This window comes from Paenibacillus sp. FSL R10-2748 (assembly GCF_038005565.1).
In the GTDB taxonomy this organism is placed as follows: domain Bacteria; phylum Bacillota; class Bacilli; order Paenibacillales; family Paenibacillaceae; genus Paenibacillus; species Paenibacillus polymyxa_B.
Genome location: NZ_JBBOTK010000007.1, coordinates 182,116 through 199,888 on the forward strand (window position 1 = coordinate 182,116; position 17,773 = coordinate 199,888).

Consider the following 17,773-nt stretch of genomic DNA (forward strand, 5'->3'; position numbering starts at 1 on the left):
GGGAAGAATAATGGCACTGCTAGAACTTTCTGGCGTCACTCACACGTATGATTCTGCGAACAACTCTTGGTGGAAATCGAAACAGAAGTTGCAGGGAGCTGTCGTGAAGGATATCTCCATGACGCTGGAGGCAGGACAATGCATCGGTTTGTTGGGGGGGAGCGGTGCAGGCAAGAGTACACTCGGCAAAATCATGCTTGGCTTGCAGCGCCCTCAACGGGGCTCAGTACTTGTTGATGGTAAGGATATGTATGCTTGCGACAATCGAACGAAGAAACAGTTACGGAAGCATGTACAGGCCGTATTTCAGGATTGTTATTCTTCGGTAAATCCCAAGATGACGGCAGCACAAATCATCGGGGAGCCCCTGGACAATTTCGAGCGACTAACGAATGGGGAAAAGGATTACCGCATCGGCGAAGCTTTGGACATCGTCGGACTACCTGCAAGTGCCATGAACAAGCTGCCAAGACAATTAAGCGGTGGACAACTACAGCGCATTAACATTGCACGCGCCATGATCTCCAGACCCAGCTTTATCGTGCTCGATGAAGCTGTCAGCAGCTTGGATATTGCCAACCAGGTACATATTATCGATGTTTTACGCGATTTAAAGAAACAACGGGATATGTCCTACGTATTCATCACGCACAACCTGAAGGCTGCTTTTGCACTATGTGACCGATGGACTGTATTAGATCAGGGTAGCTTATGCGGTAGCTTCTCGACGATAGCCGAGATGAAGGTATCCAGGGAACCAGCAGTTAAGCAGTTGTTAGACGCCTCATTATCCGGACATCCGGAGTTGGGTACAATTCGGAAGGATAGGCCTTTCTATGTTGACGCAGGGCAGCGTAAAGGCGCCTGGGCATGAATCGAAGCAAAGATTTGCCATACGCTCGCAACGGTGCATTTTCCCCCGTGTTGCTACGCCTATATACCCTCACTTTTTTGTTTTATAGTGCTAACGCCTTCGTTCAGATGATATTGCCTCTCTATACGCAAAGCATTGGCTATGGAAACGACAAGATCGGTATGATCGTGGGGATGTATTTGCTAGTTAGCATGCTGCTGCGACCATGGGCGGGAATCGTCGTTGAACGATTCGGGATTGCCCGCATTCTACGTTTTATTCTGGCGGGGCATCTGTTAGTTTTGCTATTGTTTGTATGGCAAGGCAACGTTTCTTACATTATTGTCCGGGGTTTGCAAGGCGCTGTCGCCGCATTCTTTTCGTTGACCGTGCAGATGGCTGTTATGGACCTGTTGCCCGAGCGTGACCGTGCTCAGGGATTATCTCTATACTTGTTGTTTGGTTTGCTACCCTCGGTTATGATGCCTGCACTGGGATGGATCGCCTGGGAAAAAGCTGGACTGAACGGATTTTACGCAGGCCTTTTGGTTTTGGGCGCATTGACGCTCATCTCGGGCTATGGAACAGGAAGAGCCACGCAGCACATCAAAGCGGCAAAGCGTCCCGCGAAGCAAACGACAACCAAGCATGAAATAGATAGAAGCGCACGATCCACGCTCTGGAACCGTCACTTCATGCTGAGCAGCCTCGTGATGATGAGCGCAACGATTGGGTTTGGCGCGGTAACGGCGTTTCTTGCCTTGTATGTGATACAGACCGGAATCGGCAATGCGGGGGTGTTTTTTGCTATTCAATCGGGCGTGATCGTGACAGCAAGATTTGCTTTCCGTAAGAATCTGCCTTCGGACGGGAACTGGCATTCCGTATATGTCGGCATGCTGTTGGTTTCGCTCACGATAGGTCTGGCACTTGTAGCTTTTGCCCCAGTAACAGGTAATGCATGGATGCTGTACGGGGGCGGTGCGATGATCGGCTATGGCATAGCTAATGTGTATCCTGTGCTTGCCGCTTACCTGAGCATCACACTCGGAAAAGAACGTCGAAAAGTATGGATGGGGTTATTTATCTCCATGTCCGATTTTGGAACCGTGATTGGTAGTCTCGTTCTAGGCCTGGTGGCAGACTCCGCCGGTTACAGAGCCATCTTCTGGATTTCTGCCAGCGTTTCTCTCTGCGTTGCCTTGTTTGTTGCCTTGAGTAGCCGCTGGATGAAGGCCCAGCCGTAAGATTAAGAGAACATACACTTACCTGATCAAGAATCGAGTTTAGCATTGGCATCGTTGAGAGATGGCAAGCTGCCAGTCATCGGTGTAAGTTAGATATGGGGTAGGGCTTAAATCGTTCTTGGACGATTTAAGCCCTGTTTTGTTCGTCGGCAAATAAGTCTTGAACGTTCTTGAAGTGAATATCGCTAAGAACGCTCGATATTTTTTCTATGGATAAACGGTCCTGTTTTTGAACCCAGTAATGAATAATGCCTGTTATACCAGAGAGCAAATATTCAAGCGAAATCTCGAATCGTTCCAGGGTAGAATTTAGCTACTTTAGAGAAACTAACCATTCGTGAAGTGGAGAATTTTTTATCTTTTTTGGAGTATCAACTCGACAATACTAAGCTAACCATTAACCGTAAATTGTCCTCACTAAAATCCTTATTTGATTACTTACAGAATAAAGCTGAAATAAGTGACCTAGAGCCATATATCCAGCGCAATGTTATGGCCAAAATGGATTTAAATGTAGTTAAAGAAAGCCAAGAGACGATTGCCAATCGTATTGATGGGAAAATTCTCAGAGAAGACGATTTTGAGTCGTTTAGGTTATTTGTAGCCCATGATTACGGAAAGATTAATAAAGAGAATAAACATATTTTCAATTTCCATCAATTTAATCGTGAACGAGATACAGCCATTGTTTCCCTCATTTTAGGATCCGGTCTTAGGCTCTCTGAGGTTGCAGGCATTAACCTTGAAGATCTGGATATGAATAAAGCTTTAGTAAGTGTTATCCGTAAAGGTAATAAAGAACAATATGTGTATTTCAGCAAGCAAGCTTTACTGGATTTAGAAAATTATCTGCAGATCAGAGAATCAAAATATAAACCAGAGAAAACTGAAAGCTTTTTGTTTATTGCTGCTCTATAGGTCGTAAAGGAAAAAGCCGACGCTTAACTCAGCGATCTATAGAGAAACTGATCGAAAAATACGCTACAGCTTTTGGAAAGCCAGCTTTAACCGTGCACTCTCTGAGGCATTCATTTGCAACCCGTTATCACTTGGAGAACAATGATGTGCCTAGATTGAAAAACCAATTAGGACATTCCTCAATACAAACGACTATGATTTATACTCATTTAACTGATGAAGAAATGAGGAAAGCAGTTAATAATATGGATAAGTAATAAAGCTTCGTCATGTAATCACACAAACTTTGTCCCTTTCGAGGAGAATGACACAAAGTTTACCCTGTTCAAGGGGGAATGACACAAAGCTTCTCTATAGCGACTTAGTACCAGCTGTCATTGAGTGAAATAGGGGATAAACTTGTTGTCAATGTACAATTCTTTAGCACGTAAGAATCAAAATGAATATCGCTTTTTATTTGTGCAATCCAATGGAAGTCAATTACAAGATACCACTAAACTTGTTGAAAAAGAAAATATCAAGCCCTCTATAGATTCAACTTATACGTTTGGGGACATTAACAAAGCGTTGATTAAAGTGTCGACGGGTCACTCCCAAGGCAAAGTTGTTGTGACCTTCTAAATAATAATCGAGTCCCGCTTCATCCGGCATTTTGGCCATTGCAAAATAGCTGTAACCCGCTCAGCCGCTTCGATCCTTCGCTTGTGCTGTTCCGCAATCAATTCGCCCAGCGAATAAATGTTTTCCATCCATATTTGACATTTTGGGCAGCCTTTCTTTTAGTTAATTAATAGAGCAGGAACAGCGGTACGAAAGGCAGGATACCGAGAATAATAATCGTCGTCGTTTCTAAGGCCGCCTTTTACCCGAATATGAGTCATGATACTGTAATACCCAAAAGGAGTGCGCCGACTGCGGCAAAGCCGCTTTTCCAGAATCCCGCGTCTGTTAACTCTACAGAAACATGGCTGCCAATAATCCTTGTATAATCCATATTGTAATTGTCATTTTTTCTCCTTATTTATTAAAAACAATCGGCATTTTTTGTATATAGGCAGATTTACAAACAAAATCGTACAAGCATTTCGCAACGTTTTCCCGAGATACATTCATGCCTGACTTCGTATCACCGAACGAAATTCCATAGCTCTTGCCGTCTTGTTTGATATTCGGATTGATAATGCGTACGACAGTCCATTCTATGTTTGATTTGTGAACGGTCTTCTTTTGCTTTCACGGTAGGCGTCCCCAGTGTGACAAAACGTTTTTTATTTAAAGCCTGCATGGTTTGAATGATGGTTTCATGAGCCCGGGGATCGACAAATCCTTCACTTTTCTGGATTTATCCTGCGCCGGTCCAAGCGCGCTGATCACGGCGTCTGAATTTGTAAACGTATCTTTCATTTTGCGGTGGTCATCCAGGCTACCGACAACCACTTGTAAATTCGGGTGATTTTCAGGCAGAGCATCCGCTCTTCTTACATAAGCCACTACCTGGTCGCCGTGTGTTAAAGCTTCTTTTACGACCAACTTTCCTATAGCGCCGCTGGCGCCAAAAATTGTAATTATCATAACGTAGCCTCGTCTTTCATACATCTATTATTTCTACAACACTTGTTGTATAGTTATATTGTAAGTACTGGTAGCTACTGTTCAACCGATAAAATTACGTTTTTATCGGATATACGACATATGCAGTGAAATGTCTAAAAAGTGGAGGTGAGATGAGATGACGGAAAACAGGCTCGATCCACGTTTTGTACGTACACGCAGATTAATTATGGATGCATTTCTTCTCCTCTCAACGAAAAAGGATTTTAAGAATATCAGTATTAAAGACATTACATCAGAAGCAACGATCAACCGTGCCACCTTTTACTATCATTTTATGGATAAATACGATCTGCTCGAAAAAACACTGGAAGAACATCTAATGACGAACGTAATGAGAGAAATTTCAATACATGACCAGCTCAATGAAACGACGCTTGCCAGTGTATTTATGTCGGTTACTCAATTTCAATCTTCGCTGGCTTCCCAATGTCGAAAAAGCTTCGAATCATTTACTTCTGTAATAGAAGCGATAATTAAGAAAGAACTTGAGCAAGTATTTTTCGAGATGATGATGAATCAGAATGCAGGAGTCCGTGAGGAATCCGTTCGAATTGCATCTGTAATGTTAAGCTGGAGCATTTACGGGGCGGCCGTTAACTGGCAATATAACGATACAAGGCCAGCTGAAGAATATATCCAATTGGTGATACCTTATCTTTCTCAAGGGCTGAAATTTTTTATTGAGGAAGGTGTACGTTAGTTGTTCAATCAGACAAAGTAACGCTCTCTCTAAGAGAGATCTTCTTATGCCGAACAGTCTTTATTAAAGGGGAACTTAATCTAGGGACATATAGTCAACAAACAGGTCATTATGCTAACTGGGTACGTTAGTTAATAAAGCAGCGGCAGTCTAGTAGTCTTGTTCTACAACAGTGCAACAGGGGTTCCGTTCATCACGACCTACACGCGGCTAGAGGTGATCCACTGGCAGATTTGTATGAGTAAATAGCCGCCGAAGAAAAGGCCCAAGCTACATACCAGCGGCTGATTGACAAGACGGATGATGTGGATCTGTAAGACAGCCTCAAGTTTCTGCGGGAGCGGGAGATTGTGCATGCGCTGCGGTTTAAGGAGTCGGTGCAGATTATTATTGAATATACGGGAAAGAAAAAGGTATATATTCTTTAGCAGAACGAATTGAGAATATTTAAAGCTTATTATCAGTTCCAATTCAGTTTAAATAACCAATAATAACTAAACAGAGAAAAGGTGTGTTCATATGAGTACAGCAAATCGCGGAATCCACATTGGTCCTCCCCGTTTTAAAATAGCCGTTCATTCTGTCGTATGGCTAGCAAAAAGTAACAGCGTTTTATCTAGTGCAATGATTGCGAGTCAAGTTAAATCGCATGCTACATTCATGAGAAGAGTCATGCAGTCTTTAACCATTGCAGGTATCGTGGAGTCAAAAGGTGGACGTGAGGGGGGCTACATTTTACGAAAAGCTCCCAGTCTAATTACTTTAGGTGATATTTATTATGCAGTAAATACGGATATATCAGAATCTGATTTTGATATCGATTGTGGAGATGCCGCTAAACAGCTTGATCTTGAATTGGAAAAAATTCTGTATGAAACTGAACAGCACACTATAAAATATTTGAGTCAGTTTACAATCGATGATGTCGCTAACCGTATAGATTTACTTTAATTAGTAAAAAAATAAAAAAACAGGCATAAATTTGTAATGTGCTGCTTCAAAGATGCATCTCAAAAGCTTTAACCAATGATGCTGCCTTAGTGGTTAAGAGTTAAAGATGTCGCCATATTGGCGACTTTTTATTTTCTTGCTGGATTTTGTTATAACAGTACACTGATCGCTCATCCCCACAATTGCGCATACTTGCAACTATTGTATATAGAGAACAGCACTGGTATGGTAATACCTGTTAAAGTATTAAAGGATACTACCAGAATAGACCCGTTCCCAATATCTTTTAGATAGTCATATAAATTTTGATGGTAAGTTCAATCAATAGACGAAAGTAAGTTATTTAAAACCCTAGTTGTAAGAAAAATGTTTAAAAGTATACCTTCTCATCGATCACGGTTAGTCATCTATAGATGTATTCAGATGATAGATATATATGGTTACGAATACTGTGAAAGGGCTCCCCCTCAAAACGCCATTGCTCCTACTGACCAAACAATCAGGTGTCACTCCTGTACTACAACGTTATAAAGCATATTTTGTAACCTAACATTCGTACAGAAATAGAACTTGAGATTAAGGAATAAATGAATTATAATGTGCTCATCGCAGTTGCATTTAAAAGTCTTAAATGTGCTTAAAAAAGGCACAATATGAAATGGACTGAGATAAATATCTTACTATAAGGGAGAAATTACTATGTCCAATGTACTTTTTATTAAAGCGAATGATCGTCCAGCAGATCAAGCAGTAAGTGTTCAGATGTATGAGACTTTTCTCAAGACTTATAAAGATACCCATTCGTCTGATGTAATTACTGAACTTGATTTGTTCGTAGAGAACCTTCCTACTTATGGGAATACTGTGATCACAGGCATCTATAAATTAAGTCAAGGTTATGAACTTACGGCAGAAGAGTTGGAAGCCACAACAACGTCCAATCGTTATCTGGATCAATTCCTTGCCGCAGATAAAGTAGTCATTGCCTTTCCACTCTGGAACACCATGGCACCTGCACCGTTGGTCAACTACATCGCTCATATCTCCCAGGTTGGCAAAACATTTAAATTTACTGCTGAAGGTCCTGTTGGTCTTGCCGGTGATAAAAAAATCGCATTGCTAAGCGCACGTGGAGGAATGTACTCGATAGAGCCGATGGCATCCTTCGAATCAGCGGTTAAACCAGTGAAGATGAATCTTGGCCTTTTCGGAATTCAAACTACCGATGTTATTATTGAAGGACATAATCAGTACAAGGATCGTGCAGAAGTGATTGTAAAAGAAGGACTTCAAGAAGTGGCCAAAGTAGCATCAACGTTCTAAGACACTTTCCAGGAAGGCTTTACCTGTTTGGCACCAGCGGCTCTATTGGGCAAATGTTGATACGGCAAGCACTTGAGAAATGTGCTCTTGTAAGGCCTATATACGCAAATCTGCAAGCCTATTCTAGAAGATAAGAAATATAATTTTGCAAACACTATTTAAACGTAAAGGCAGCCGATTATCGGCTGCCTTTACAAATTTAACGTGATCTCTTCGATAAATTGGCAAATGGGACTAAAGAAACGGTGGGCACGTAACTTTTAATAACGCTATTCGTGTCTTTCGGGGGAAATTTAGGATTAACCACTAAAACAAGAAGGATAGAGATGAATATGAACAGATGTAGAGGACAAGGACGTATATCTAATGGAATCCACACTGGCGCTTCAGCCCGGCAGGGAAGATAAAAAGCTTTTATAAAGGCCGTGGGCATTTGTAGTCATGAAAAGGGCAAGCTCGAGGAGCAAATCATTTTTCTGACGGATGTACTGGAGAGAACGCTTGAGCAAGCATAGGCATATTTCCGGAACAAAAATTGATACAGATTTTAACCGTTCTCTCTAATGATAATTTTCATCACAAGCCTTGTTTTTTAGATCCGCATACAACTGACAATAGAGCTTCATTAAAGCGAAGACATTCTTTAGGAAGCATGAAAACAGTCAGCAAAAAAAGCGTTTCAAACATAATTGAAACGTTTCCATCTTAGTGTTATTATAATTTTCATAAAGAGAGATAGGGGGAGGGAGATGCCAAGTATTAAAGATGTAGCTAACATAGCTGGCGTAGCTGTGGGAACGGTGTCCCGCGTTATTAACAACTCGGGCTCTGTAAAACCAGAAACACGCAGGAAAGTGGAGAAAGCTATACAAGAACTGAATTATTTTCCTAATGAAGTCGCTCGAAATTTCAAGATGAGGAAATCCAAGATGGTAGCCTTGCTGCTTCCAAGTATCTGGCATCCTTTTTTTTCTGAACTGGCTTATTACATTGAGGATGAGTTGGATAGGGAAGGCTTTAAGCTCATGTTATGTAATAGCGGCGGCAAGCCCGAAAAGGAACTATATTATCTGGATATGCTACGGCAAAACAAAGTGGCTGGTATTGTCGGCATTACTTACAATGATATAGAGAGTAGCGTAAGCAATGACATTCCGATTGTAAGTATTGATAGGCACTTCAACAAAAAAATTACCTGTGTGACCTCCGATAATTATGAGGGAGGGCGTCTGGCTTTGAGGGAGCTTGTTAAAGCGGGAGCCCAGAAACCGGCTTTTATGGGAAGCGTCACTTCCGTTTTCAGTGAAACCATGAATCGGAGAAAAGGTTTCATTCATGAAGCGCAAACATTGGGAGTCGATTATGTAATCTACGAGAAGCCCGACCCTATAGTGGACGACGATGCCTATTTTAACGAGTTCCTAAATGAGCACCGCGATGTGGACGGCATTTTTGCTATTACCGATATGTTAGCCGCCAGCTATATAGAAAGAGCACGCAGGGAGGGCATTCGCGTTCCAGAGGATGTAAAGGTTATCGGCTACGACGGGATTCAGGATCATCCTTATTTTCATCCGATATTGTCTACAATCAGGCAGCCAGTGGAGGAGATGGCACGTATGACAATCAGATTACTTTATAAGAAAATCGAAGGTGAAACTTTAGATCAGCAAGTGTATCGTCTCCCCGTTGTCTTCAAGCAAGGCGAAACTACATGATTTTATTGAAAAATATTAGCCTCATTCTTTCGATTCATAGTGTGGATCTACTAACTGACGTTTTTCTTACAGCAAATTGGAAACGTTTCAAAAGTGAAAACATCCTAGTTCAAGAAAGGGGGGGTAATGGTGAATTCAAGAACTAGCGAGTCGGATCAAGCTTTCCTGAGACGTTGCCTGTCTTGCTGCATCGCCACTATCTTTAACCATTCAAACTTCAAACTTTTTTCTTTTGGCAGAAGAAAGATATCTTAGTTCTTCTCGATATTTCGCCACGGTTCTGCGTGATAAATGCAAACCTTCCTTTCCCAGCAGGGTAGTAATAGCCTGATCCGATAACGGTTTTTGCTTGTCCTCATCATCTATCAAATTTTTGATACGCTTTTTTGCACTCTCCGATGAAGCAGCATCTCCGTCCGCTGACGTCAAGGAGGAAGTAAAGAAGAATTTGAGTTCGAACAATCCGCGAGGCGTCTGTATAAATTTATTACTGACCGCCCTGCTGACCGTGGATTCGTGTAAGCCCGTCTTTTCGGCAATCTCCTTTTGGGTGATTGGTTTGAGGAAAGACACGCCATGCTCAAAAAAATCCTGCTGCTTTTCCACAATGGCCTTGGCAACCCGTAGAAGGGTCAGCCGACGTTGCTTCATGCTATTGATCAGCCATTTTGCCGTATTCATCTTCTCATGGATAAAAAGTTTGGTTTCACTATTCGGTAGATCCCGCATCATTTGCTGGTAAAAAGGGTTGATCTCAACCCGCGGCGCACTAATGTCATTAATCAGGACAAGATATTCGCCGTTGGCTTTTTCGACCGTGATATCTGCTATGATGTATTGCTGCTCTTTATGAGCAAATGCTGCGCCCGGGCATGGATTTAGCTTGCGAATTCGATCGGCCATCTGTATAACCTCTCGCCTACCGATTTCAAGAGCATCCGCAATTTTTTGTATCCGATTGTTTGCCAGATCAGCCAGATGGTTGCTTACCATTCTGACTATGCATTCATCATCCATGCCAGCAAGCTGGAGCTGGAGAAGAAGACACTCTTCCAAGCTGTAAGAGGCGATCCCCGGTGGATCAAAACTCTGTATCACCAAGAGCATATCCTCAATTTCGGCTATGGAAACGTCCACTAGTGAGGCGACTGTTGGAACATCAAGTTCTAAATATCCCATTTCGTTCAAATTGCCAATGAGGTACCGTGCCACCATACGCTGTGAATTTGTAAGCCCACATACCAGTCCAAGCTGCCTGTTCAGGTGTTCAAACAGGGTATCATTCGGATTGGGGACAAAGTCCAGAAATGTAACGGGGGTTGCTCGCTGGACCGATGGATATTTTTCTCCGCCACGATAATGTTCAATCAGCTCTCCTTGATCTTTCTGTGAAAACTGCTCTGCTTCTTCTTTGATACCGCCAATGGACATATTAAACTCCGGCAAATCAATGACTGGATTATTGTTCGCCTGTTCATGCAGAAAGGATATTAAATCAGCCGAAGAATATTGCAAGATCGTGATTGCTTGTCGCAATTCGGGCGTCATAACCAGCTTGAATCCTTGTTCCTGTTGTAATCCATATCGTATCATTGACTTATTCAAACTCCTTTTCCATACATTTCCGGCACAAATTCACAGTCAGTCATTTATGAAAGATCTACTTCTCTAAGCCTATGCAATTCTCCTGCCTAGATGTTAACGTTACCGAGTAATTTTATCTGATAGAAACGATTCAAAACAAGCCAAAGCTTGTCGTAATAAGTAACAGTTATTATGTGTGTTGTATTTTTGGTTATATACACTATCTTTCTTGTATACTCATTCATTGAATAACAAAATACACTGGAGCTGGAGGAATCATTTATGGAAACTTATAAAATTGTCTGCATTGATATTGACGGGACGCTGCTTAACTCGGCGCATCAAATCACGGAAGCAACCAAAGAAACCATTCTCCAGGTTATAAATGATAAGCAGATTCCAGTGGTTCTTGTCTCTGCGCGAATGCCAAAAGCAATTATTCCATTGCAGAAGCATCTTGGTATTTCGGAGCCTCTCATATGCTACAGTGGGGCACTTGTTATAGATAAACACGGGAACAAGCTGAACACCCGTTATATAGATAAGCAAATGACACAGCGTTTGCTTGACAGCCTGGCTGCCTATGATCTTCACGTAAGCCTGTATAAGGATGATGAGTGGTATATTGAGCAATTGGATGCATGGGCGCTTCAAGAACGTGACATCACCAATATCGAGCCTCGCATTTATAGTTTTTCTAAGCTTACCAATGGTTGGAGGGAAGAGACTGATGGAACCAGTAAAATTTTGTGCATGGGTGATCCCGAAGAGATCAGACGCGTCCTTCAAGTATTGCGACCCGTATACGGCGAAGAAGTAAATCTCTACTTATCCAAGCCTACTTATCTGGAAATCATGTCAAAAAAGGCTTCCAAAACCGCAGCCATTCAAATTCTGCTAAAAGAGTACCAACTGAAACAAAGCGATTGTCTGGCTATTGGTGACAACTACAATGATATCGACATGCTGGCCTTTGCGGGACTTGGCATTGCCATGGAAAATGCTCCCCTTGAGGTCAAAGCTGCTGCCAACACCGTTACTCTTTCGAATGACGAGGATGGAGTAGCTCATGCGCTGAAAAACCATATTCTGTTCCCTAAATAAGCAGGTTGAAATCAATTTCCAATGACTGATTCAGGCTGGAGGAATACAGGTGAAAAGAATAGATAAGATTTTAGAGTATATTGCCGAAAGCACCAAGAAAATTTCCAAAGAGGCTTTATTTGCGGGGGAAGGGATTACGGCTGCGGAAATTGCTGATGATCAAAAGATGTTGAGAAACAATGTGAGCAAAGAGTTGAATAATCTGCTGCGTGACGATCTAATCCTTAAAATCAAAGGAAGACCGGTCAGATTTCTGCACAAGCAGATTATCGAGGACACCTTTCGGGTTCGGCTGAAAGAGAAACAAATTGAGGTCAAAAGCATCAAAGAGGTATTGCTGCCTGACGAACAGGTCGATCCGTTCCATGCCTTGATCGGTTTCAGGGGCAGCATGCGTAACCAGGTTGAGCAGGGGAAGGCAGCGATTCTGTATCCTCCTAGAGGTCTGCATACCCTGATAGTCGGGCAGACGGGTGTTGGAAAAACTATGTTTGCCAGGTTGATGTACCATTATGGCAAGTATATGAAGCGGTTTTCAGAGCATGCGCCATTTATCGTTTTTAACTGCGCTGATTATTTCAATAACCCCCACTTGCTACTTTCCCACATCTTTGGTCACGTTAAAGGGGCGTTTACAGGCGCTGATCATGAAAAGGCAGGGCTGGTGGAGAAAGCTGACGGAGGCATCCTGTTTTTGGATGAGATTCACCGTTTACCCCCGGAAGGCCAGGAAATGATTTTCTATTTCATGGATACTCACACCTATAACAAATTGGGCGAAACGGATCGAAAAAGAGACGCGAGTGTATTATTGATTGGAGCTACGACGGAGGATCCCGGATCATCCATGCTGAAAACCTTCATTAGGCGCATACCCATCACAATCAATATCCCTTCCCTTCAGGAACGTGCTATTGAGGAGCAAATGCTGATTTTGAAGCATTTGTTTGCTAACGAGGCCAATAGGGTAAACAAGCCGATTAGGATTGAACCAGAGGTAGTAAGAGCACTGATCGGCAGCGTCACCTACGGCAATATCGGCCAGTTAAAGTCGAACATCCAGCTGGTATGCGCTAAAGGTTTTTTAAACAGCATACATGAAAACAAAGAAGAAATAGGACTTGATTTTAAAAACCTGCCGGGAAATATCCGAGATGGTTTGTTTAATATTGATAAAACGCAATATAAGATGAAGGAAATCGGATGTATTTCCTCGTGCCTATACATTACTCCTGAAGGAAGAAAAGCTTTGGATGAAGAGGTTGTTTCCGAGCTGCCGTTTAACCTTTACAAACTAATTGAAGACAAGATTGGCATGCTGAAGGAAGAAGGGCTAGACGACGCCTACATCCACAGATTTATTGCTACGGATGTCAATATCCATATTAAAAGCTTTTATAACCGTTTTTATAACACCAAGGGGAGCAGGGAACGAATTCTGAAAATTGTGGACAAAGACATCCTTGAATTCTCCGAGCAGATTAAGGAAATGGCCAAAAAGGAACTAAACCGAATTTATAGCGAGAGATTCGTGTATGCTTTCAGTCTTCATTTAAGCGCCTTTTTCAAGCGCACCAGAGACAAAAAATACGGTGATGCACGAATCTATGAACCGATGAATGAACATGATGAAGAGTACAGACTGGCCCAGACTATCAAAAGTTTGATCGAGTCTAAGTTTGGTGTACATGTACCGGAGGCCGAAATAACTTATATGGCGATTCTTCTGAAATCTGTTGAGGAAGAACGACAGGGTAGTGTGGGAATTATTGTGGCAGCACACGGTACCAGTACAGCGAGCAGCATCGTCGGCGTCGTAGACAGCTTGCTGGGCAGTTCTAATCTTTGTGCTGTTGATATGCCTCTCGATGTCAGTCCTAGGGAAATTTTGGAGCTTATTATCGATAAAGTAAAGAGCATTGACCGTGGTAGAGGCGTGTTGCTGCTGGTTGATATGGGCTCTTTGCTCAATCTTGAAGAAACTATTATGGAACGTGTTGGAATCAATGTAAAGACTATTGATATGGTTTCAACTCCGCTCACGCTGGAGGCTGTCCGAAAGGCCAGTGTTTTTGACATGGGGATAGAGGAAATATACCAATCGCTAAAGGATTTCAGGGGATATAACAATAGCAGCGCCGCAGTGAAAGTAGTTCATAAGGCAATTGTGACGGTTTGCTCCTCCGGCAAAGGTGCAGCGGTCAAATTGAAAGAGTTTGTAGAGAAAATTGTCTGCGATTTGACGGATGAGGAAATACTTGTTGTCCCGGCAAACGTAAGGGAGTTGGATAAAGTGGTCCAGGATATGCGGTCTAAGCGAACAATTCTTGCCGTGATTGGAGTAAAACGGCCAAGCGAGCCGGAAATCCCGTTTATTCCTTTGGAAAAGCTGATTGAAGCAAGCGGTGAGCAGACATTGAGAGAGCTACTGCTGAATAACAAACAGATCCCTGCTGTGGATCAAAGTGTAGTCGTCAGGGAGTTATGCGAGGAAAGCCTGAAAGAATTTATGACTTATTTGAATCCCCACAAAATTCTGGGAATGGTGATGAGATTTGTGCAAGAGCTGGAACTTGGATTAGAAGTCAAATTTGATTATGCAACAAAAGTCCAAATTTCTACTCACACAGCTTATGCGCTGGAACGTATGGTTATTCGCGATGGACTTGTTTATCAGGGGGAAGTGAAACAGCTCGACCAGCACATATTCGAGGTGGTAAACCGTTCATGCAGCATATTTGTTTCTGGTATGAATCTTACTCTTTCTGATGACGAAAAATATTATATTTGCGAAATGTTGAGCGAAGTATATAACTTTATTCCACAGTAATGGCCAAAGAGTATAAAACGCTTTCATATGTGTATGAAAGCAGTGGAGATTGATAAATAATGATCTGTTCAGACTGGAAAAAACCTCCGACGCAACGGGGGTTTTTTTGTTGTTTACAAAATTCCCTCTGATCTATACAGAAGTTTGGCACAGAACTTGCATCATAGATATATGTGGAGAGAAACAAAGGGGGTGAGACAGATGATCGGTGTAATTGTTGGGACACACGGGAAATTTTCTGAAGAAATACTGAGGTCAACAGAAATGGTTTTCGGCCAATTGGATAATGTGGCAGGTGTTACGTTTGAACCAGGTGAAAGTGTCAGCGGACTTGTAGAGAAATATAAGGCTGCGTTGGCATCGCTGGATTGGACGGACGGTGTTATCTTCCTTGTTGATCTATTCGGCGGCAGTCCTTATAATGCTGCCAGCCGAATTGCAGTTAACCATGAAAAAATGGATATTGTGACAGGAGTAAACCTGCCAATGATCGTTGACCTTCTTGCAAACAGAGGGATTGAACAAGTAGAGAATTTGGTAAATCTAGCGATACATGCGGGGCACGATTCCATGATGTCTTTTCGTGCCATTCGAAACAGTCAATTAGAGGAGGAATTATAGAATGGAAATTGCATTAGTTCGTATTGATGACCGTCTGATTCACGGTCAGGTGGCGACCGTTTGGGTGAAAGAAGCGAAGTGCAACAAGATCATCGCGGTTAGCGATGAAGTCGCAGCGGATACATTACGCAAAACCTTATTGCTTCAGGTGTCGCCGCCTGGAATTAAGGCGTATGTCGTAACGATTAACAAAGCGATAGAGGCTTATAATAACCCCAAATACAGTGATTTTAAAACATTGTTCCTCTTTACCAACCCTACGGATGTACTGCGGGTTGTAGAAGGGGGAGTACCCATCCGCTCGGTGAATGTTGGAGGAATGTGTTTTAAGGAAGGAAAGACACAGATTACCGGGGCGGTATCCGTAAACCAACAGGATGTAGATGCATTTCGTAAGCTGCATGAAAGAGGCATTGAGCTGGAAATCAGAAAAGTAGCCAGTGATCCGAAAATCAACTTGATTACCAAACTGCAGGATTTGTGATCGTAAATACCAGGCGGCAACTAGAGAGGAGTTATAGAAATGACTGTTTTTCAAATTGTGATGGTAACACTGGTAGCGGCCATATGTGGCATGGGTAGCGTTCTAGATGAAGGGCAAACCCATCGTCCTCTGATTGCGTGTACGTTGATTGGCCTTGTCCTTGGCGATCTCAAAACTGGCATTATACTTGGCGGTACTCTGGAATTAATGGCTTTGGGATGGATGAATGTAGGAGCATCCATGGCACCAGACGCTGCTCTAGCCAGTGTGGTTTCAACCATTTTGGTCATCGTCGGCCATCAATCGATCGGCGCCGGAATTGCCGTTGCGATTCCAATTGCAGCCGCCGGACAAGTGCTTACCATTTTTGTCAGGACGATTACTGTCTTCTTCCAGCATTTAGCTGATAAGTATGCGGAATCTGCAAATTTCAAAGGAATTGAGCTATGTCACTTTATTGCCTTACTTTTGCAAGGTCTGCGCGTTGCTTTGCCCGCTGTTTTGGTGGCAGTTGCCGCAGAAACGGGCCTGGTGACTGCTATGCTTAACGCAATTCCGGAGGTTATCACAAGAGGACTACAAATTGCGGGCGGCTTTATCGTAGTCGTAGGGTATGCGATGGTCATTAATATGATGGCAGCCAAATACCTGATGCCATTCTTCTTTCTGGGCTTTGTCATTGCAGCTTTTACCAGCATTAATCTGGTTGGTTTTGGGGTCATTGGTGCGGTTCTGGCTCTGCTTTACATCCAGCTGAGCCCAAAATACAACCAGCGTAATGAGAAGATGGAAGAAATTGAAGAGTTATAGTAACTACCTGAAGGGAGAGGAGAGCACTATGAAAGAAAAGAAGCTGACTAAAAGTGATTTAAATAAGATGTTTGTCCGTTCATGCTTCCTGTTAGGCTCGTTCAATTTTGAGCGAATGCAGTCGATCGGTTTCTGTGTCACCTTGATCCCTGCGATTAAGCGGCTGTACAGCAAGAAAGAAGATCAAAAAGAGGCATTGAAAAGACATCTGGAATTTTTCAACACTCAACCGTTTATCTCAGCGCCTATTATGGGTGTAACGGCTGCGATGGAAGAGCAGAAAGCAAGCGGCCAGCCGATTGACAATGCCACCATAAGTGGAGTCAAAGTCGGTTTAATGGGACCCCTTGCGGGAGTGGGTGACCCCATTTACTGGGGGACTTTACGCCCGGTTCTGGCTGCACTCGGAGCCTCAATCGCCTTATCCGGTAGCCTTGTCGGACCGGTTCTTTTCTTCCTTCTCTTTAACACCGCACGCTTGGCAACGAAATGGTACGGTCTGAAATACGGTTATCACAAAGGTACGGAGATTGTCTCCGATATGTCTGGAAACCGGTTGCAAAAACTCACGGAGTCAGCCTCCATACTGGGGCTTTTCGTTATGGGCGCACTTGTTTCCAAATGGACCACCCTGAATGTGCCGCTGGTGGTATCAAGATATGTGGGAACGGATGGAAAAGAGGTTATTACGACCGTTCAGATGATTTTGGATCAATTGATGCCCGGACTTTTACCACTATTATTGACCTTTTTATGTATGAGGCTACTGAAAAAGAAAGTGAACGCAATCGCTCTGATTTTTGCTTTATTCGCAGTAGGCATTATTGGGTACGCATTTGGGGTTTTGGCTTAAAACGTGCCGGTCAGGGAGTCATCCTTGGCCGGACTTTGTCGGATTTTTGTGACCAAAACAGCGTAAACATAAGAAATTGAGTTATAGAGATAAATGTAAACGCTTTATTTGTGATGTTAAGAATAACACTAGGTGTTCAAAATATTAAAAGAGGATGTGAAAG

General features: G+C 42.8%; 16 protein-coding genes and 2 pseudogenes. 15 read left to right on the top strand and 3 right to left on the bottom strand.

The genetic code is table 11. The annotated features are described in order from the left end of the window. Positions 1-10: 10 nt before the first annotated feature. From NSS66_RS20650 to NSS66_RS20665, 4 genes and pseudogenes are all read left to right on the top strand, one after another. The gene (locus tag NSS66_RS20650; protein ID WP_068938409.1) at positions 11-874 is read left to right on the top strand and encodes an ATP-binding cassette domain-containing protein; all 864 of its coding nucleotides are present in this window, start codon (positions 11-13) and stop codon (positions 872-874) included. Further along, positions 871-2,100, top strand: a complete 1,230-nt coding sequence (gene cntE / locus NSS66_RS20655) for a staphylopine family metallophore export MFS transporter CntE (RefSeq protein WP_049828392.1) — start codon at positions 871-873, stop codon at positions 2,098-2,100. The genes NSS66_RS20650 and cntE overlap by 4 nt, the downstream gene beginning before the upstream one ends. A 309-nt stretch (positions 2,101-2,409) precedes the next feature. After that, positions 2,410-3,275: pseudogene (gene xerS / locus NSS66_RS20660) on the top strand (tyrosine recombinase XerS); the annotation flags it as partial. 151 nt (positions 3,276-3,426) lie between these two features. Beyond that, positions 3,427-3,639 (top strand): zinc-binding dehydrogenase, encoded by a 213-nt coding sequence (locus NSS66_RS20665; RefSeq protein ID WP_023988655.1) that lies wholly within the window; start codon positions 3,427-3,429, stop codon positions 3,637-3,639. Here the strand turns inward: NSS66_RS20665 and NSS66_RS20670 are convergent. Both NSS66_RS20670 and NSS66_RS20675 read right to left on the bottom strand, forming a co-directional pair. Next, the gene (locus NSS66_RS20670; protein WP_256026521.1) at positions 3,636-3,767 is read right to left on the bottom strand and encodes a hypothetical protein; all 132 of its coding nucleotides are present in this window, start codon (positions 3,765-3,767) and stop codon (positions 3,636-3,638) included. The two genes, NSS66_RS20665 and NSS66_RS20670, sit on opposite strands and share 4 nt — an antisense overlap. Positions 3,768-4,290: 523 nt before the next feature. Then, complete coding sequence (locus tag NSS66_RS20675; protein ID WP_023988657.1) at positions 4,291-4,590, bottom strand: NAD(P)-dependent oxidoreductase; 300 nt, start codon at positions 4,588-4,590, stop codon at positions 4,291-4,293. Between the two features lie 157 nt (positions 4,591-4,747). Here NSS66_RS20675 and NSS66_RS20680 point away from each other — a divergent pair, with 157 nt between their 5' ends. The 5 genes and pseudogenes from NSS66_RS20680 (at position 4,748) to NSS66_RS20700 (ending at position 9,324) form a co-directional block, all read left to right on the top strand. Further along, the gene (locus NSS66_RS20680; RefSeq protein ID WP_028541261.1) at positions 4,748-5,332 is read left to right on the top strand and encodes a TetR/AcrR family transcriptional regulator; all 585 of its coding nucleotides are present in this window, start codon (positions 4,748-4,750) and stop codon (positions 5,330-5,332) included. Between the two features lie 159 nt (positions 5,333-5,491). Beyond that, positions 5,492-5,760, top strand: a pseudogene (locus NSS66_RS20685) (manganese catalase family protein); the annotation flags it as partial. 91 nt (positions 5,761-5,851) lie between these two features. After that, positions 5,852-6,283 (top strand): RrF2 family transcriptional regulator, encoded by a 432-nt coding sequence (locus NSS66_RS20690; RefSeq protein WP_023988659.1) that lies wholly within the window; start codon positions 5,852-5,854, stop codon positions 6,281-6,283. A 672-nt stretch (positions 6,284-6,955) separates the two neighbouring features. Next, positions 6,956-7,606, top strand: a complete 651-nt coding sequence (locus NSS66_RS20695) for an FMN-dependent NADH-azoreductase (RefSeq protein WP_305953850.1) — start codon at positions 6,956-6,958, stop codon at positions 7,604-7,606. A 749-nt stretch (positions 7,607-8,355) separates the two neighbouring features. Then, positions 8,356-9,324 (top strand): LacI family DNA-binding transcriptional regulator, encoded by a 969-nt coding sequence (locus NSS66_RS20700; RefSeq protein WP_053325469.1) that lies wholly within the window; start codon positions 8,356-8,358, stop codon positions 9,322-9,324. A gap of 210 nt (positions 9,325-9,534) precedes the next feature. Here NSS66_RS20700 and rpoN read toward each other — a convergent pair whose 3' ends face one another. After that, on the bottom strand, positions 9,535-10,917 hold the full coding sequence (rpoN, locus tag NSS66_RS20705) for an RNA polymerase factor sigma-54 (protein WP_340959675.1): 1,383 nt from the start codon (positions 10,915-10,917) through the stop codon (positions 9,535-9,537). Positions 10,918-11,190: 273 nt separating this feature from the next. On the opposite strand from rpoN, the gene NSS66_RS20710 reads away from it, so the two are divergent. The 6 genes from NSS66_RS20710 to manZ all read left to right on the top strand — a co-directional run bounded on the left by NSS66_RS20710 (position 11,191) and on the right by manZ (position 17,610). Next, the gene (locus tag NSS66_RS20710; protein WP_340959676.1) at positions 11,191-12,012 is read left to right on the top strand and encodes a Cof-type HAD-IIB family hydrolase; all 822 of its coding nucleotides are present in this window, start codon (positions 11,191-11,193) and stop codon (positions 12,010-12,012) included. Between the two features lie 49 nt (positions 12,013-12,061). After that, positions 12,062-14,842 (top strand): sigma-54-dependent transcriptional regulator, encoded by a 2,781-nt coding sequence (locus NSS66_RS20715; protein WP_338533603.1) that lies wholly within the window; start codon positions 12,062-12,064, stop codon positions 14,840-14,842. 201 nt (positions 14,843-15,043) lie between these two features. Further along, complete coding sequence (locus tag NSS66_RS20720; protein ID WP_013309476.1) at positions 15,044-15,463, top strand: PTS sugar transporter subunit IIA; 420 nt, start codon at positions 15,044-15,046, stop codon at positions 15,461-15,463. 1 nt (position 15,464) lies between these two features. After that, positions 15,465-15,947, top strand: a complete 483-nt coding sequence (locus tag NSS66_RS20725) for a mannose/fructose/sorbose PTS transporter subunit IIB (RefSeq protein ID WP_023988665.1) — start codon at positions 15,465-15,467, stop codon at positions 15,945-15,947. 39 nt (positions 15,948-15,986) lie between these two features. Beyond that, positions 15,987-16,757: a PTS mannose/fructose/sorbose transporter subunit IIC gene (locus NSS66_RS20730; protein ID WP_023988666.1), complete on the top strand. Its 771-nt coding sequence runs from the start codon at positions 15,987-15,989 to the stop codon at positions 16,755-16,757. Between the two features lie 28 nt (positions 16,758-16,785). Continuing rightward, positions 16,786-17,610 (top strand): PTS mannose transporter subunit IID, encoded by an 825-nt coding sequence (manZ, locus tag NSS66_RS20735; RefSeq protein ID WP_013309479.1) that lies wholly within the window; start codon positions 16,786-16,788, stop codon positions 17,608-17,610. Positions 17,611-17,773 lie beyond the last annotated feature (163 nt).